At 78.9% G+C, this 2,643-nt stretch carries 3 protein-coding genes; 2 read left to right on the plus strand and 1 reads right to left on the minus strand.

All coding sequences use genetic code 11. The annotated features are described in order from the left end of the window. Nucleotides 1-228: 228 nt before the first annotated feature. Nucleotides 229-945, minus strand: a complete 717-nt coding sequence (locus tag Q0789_RS16500; protein WP_298807076.1) for a CHRD domain-containing protein — start codon at nt 943-945, stop codon at nt 229-231. A 290-nt stretch (nt 946-1,235) separates the two neighbouring features. On the opposite strand from Q0789_RS16500, the gene Q0789_RS16505 reads away from it, so the two are divergent. Continuing rightward, nucleotides 1,236-1,865, plus strand: coding sequence for a sigma-70 family RNA polymerase sigma factor (locus Q0789_RS16505; protein WP_298807077.1), 630 nt, complete (start codon nt 1,236-1,238; stop codon nt 1,863-1,865). After that, nucleotides 1,858-2,571 (plus strand): hypothetical protein, encoded by a 714-nt coding sequence (locus Q0789_RS16510; RefSeq protein ID WP_298807078.1) that lies wholly within the window; start codon nt 1,858-1,860, stop codon nt 2,569-2,571. The genes Q0789_RS16505 and Q0789_RS16510 overlap by 8 nt, the downstream gene beginning before the upstream one ends. The last annotated feature ends 72 nt before the right edge of the window (nt 2,572-2,643 follow it).

A 2,643-nucleotide genomic window follows, 5' to 3' on the forward strand; every position in this document is an offset into this window, starting at 1 on the left:
GACGCACACCCCCCCCCCCATCGGCCGGGCCCCCCGCCGGGTCGCCGTCCTGCACGCCATGCTCCGCAACGCCCCCCCCTCCGCGCCCCGCCCCGCCCGCGCGGCTTGACCAACCTCATCGGGACCCCCCCCCCCCCCCCCCCCCGCGGTGGCGCGACCCGTCCCCCGACCGGTGCGCGGCCCCGACGACCAGCCACCCCTCGCGGGTGACCGGTCGTCGGGCCGGGGTCAGCCCTCGACCTGCGCGCGACGCCGCAGCAGGACGACGCCCGCGGCGCCGACGGCGGCGAGGCCCGCGCCCGCGGCGACGACCGCCGTCGTCGAGCCGTCCGCCACGCCACCGGCGCCCGTGTCGGCGCCGCCGACCGGCACCTGCACGAGCTGGCCGCGCACAGCGCCCGGCACGTAGGTGGAGGTGTGCGTGTCGCCGAAGAAGGCGGCCGGGTCGGCCTCCAGCTCGGTGAGGGAGAAGCCGGCGCCGGTGTCCTGGCCGTCGTCGCCGGTGATCCCCGTCTCCATGGGCACCGAGAGGCAGCCCGAGCTCGTGCGGACGTCGCCGTCGCCCTCCGGGTTCGGGAAGGCGAGGCGCGGCGGGCCGGGCTGGCCGGCCGGCGCCTCGTGGACGTGCGTCGCCGTCACGGCGGGGCTCTCGTAGGGCGGCTCGACCATGGTCGTCGTGATGTCGTAGCAGACGACGCCCTCGTCGCTGTTGACGCGCAGGTCCATCGTGCCGCTGCCGTCGGGGTCGCCGCCCGTGGCCTGCCCCTCGCTGTCGACGACCATGTCGGGGCTCATCGCGACGGTGAAGGCGCTGGTGAAGGAGTCGGGCTCGCTCGCCGAGGCGGCGGACGCCGGCAGCGCGCCGACGGCGACGAGGCCGGCGCCGGCGAGGACGGCGGTCGTGGTGGCCAGTCGCGCCCGGGTGGTGCGGGTGGTCGTGCGCATGGGGTGCCTCCTGCTCGGTGGTGCGGACCCGTGCGGGTCCGCGGCTGCCGGCAGGGGGTACGACGCCCGGTGCCCCGGCGTTCAGGGCCCGGCCCACCTCTCTCGTCCGGTCCACCTCTCTCATCCCGCCCCCGTCGACCCCGGCACGTGACCCGGCGGCCCCTCCCCCGTGCGGGTGACGCGGGGACCCGGCGCCGGCGCCCGTGAACGGACGGGCGCGCCCGGGCGTACTCCCACCCGACCGGTACGGTCCGCGGGACCTCCTCGCGGCCGCGTCGGAGGAGGCGGTGGTGGTGCTGCAGGCGGTGGAGGGGGCGCGTCCGGTGGTCCGGTGGCCCGCGCGCGAGCGGCACCTGCGCGCCGTCGACCCGCCCGCCGGTCGCGCCGCCTTCGACGTCGACGCCGCCTACGCCGAGCACGCCGGCCCCCTGCTCGCCTTCGCGGTCAACAGCCTCGGCGACCGCGGGGCGGCCGAGGACGCGCTGCAGGAGGTGTTCGTGCGCGCTTGGCGCGCGCGGGACCGGTACGGCGGCGAGCGCGGCTCCGTCCGCACGTGGCTCTTCGCCATCGCCCGCAACGTCGTCGTCGACGCGCACCGCTCGCGCGCGCGGCGGCCCCGGCCCGTCGACGTCGTCGCGGAGACGGAGGTCGAGGCGGTCCCGGACGCCCAGGGCGCGACCGTGGACCGGCTCGTCGTCGTCGAGGCGCTGGCCCGGCTGAGCGCGGAGCACCGCGAGGTCGTCGCCCACGTGCACCTGGCGGGCGGCACGTACGCCGAGCTGGCGGAGCGCACGGGCGTGCCCGTGGCGACGCTGCGGACGCGGATGTACTACGGGCTGCGCGCGCTGCGCGCGACCCTCGAGGAGCAGGACGACCAGCACCAGGGCCAGCAGGGCGGAGGAGGTGACCGGCGTGGCTGAGCAGGAGCACGAGGACCGCCGGGCGGAGCTGCTCGGCGGCGCGGCGACGGGCGACCTCGACGCCGCCGAGCGGGCCGAGCTCGAGGCGCTGCTCGCCGAGGACCCCTCGGCGGCCGCCGAGCTCGAGGACCTGCGCGCCGTCCTCGCGGTCCTGCCGCCCCGCGGGTCGGGGTGGCAGGAGCCGGTCCCGCCGTCGCGGCGGCCCGACCCGACCGGCGCGGACGCGACCGGCGCCCGCGCGGCCGTGGACGAGCCGGCGACGGACGACCTCGCGCGACGACGTCGCTCCCCGTGGGCCGTCGCGGCGGCCGCGGCCGCGCTCGTCCTCGTCGGCGCGGGGCTGGGCGCCGGTCTCGCGTCGGGCGGCGAGGGCGCGCCGGAGGGGCCGCCCGGGACGCTCGGCGCGCTCGAGCAGGTGGCCGTCGTGGGTGAGCCGGCCGGCGTCGACGCCGACCTCGCCGTCGTCGCGCACACCTGGGGCACCGAGACGGTGCTCGACGTCGCTGGCCTGCCCGTCGGCGGCGCCTACCGCGTGGTGCTCGTGGGCGAGGACGGCGCCGAGGCCGGCTCGGGCTCCTTCCTCGGCAGCGAGGAGCCCGTCGAGTGCCGGCTCAACGCGGCGCTGCTGCGCGAGGACGTCGACCGGCTCGTCGTGCTCGACGCCGCCGACGCCGTCGTCATGACGGCCGACCTGCCCCCGGTCTGAGCCCTGATCCACCGATAGGTCGCGGTGCCTGGTCGGTGGCGGGCCTGGAGTCGTCGTCGGGCGGGTGGGCGT

This window comes from uncultured Pseudokineococcus sp. (assembly GCF_947499845.1).
In the GTDB taxonomy this organism is placed as follows: Bacteria; Actinomycetota; Actinomycetes; order Actinomycetales; family Quadrisphaeraceae; genus Pseudokineococcus.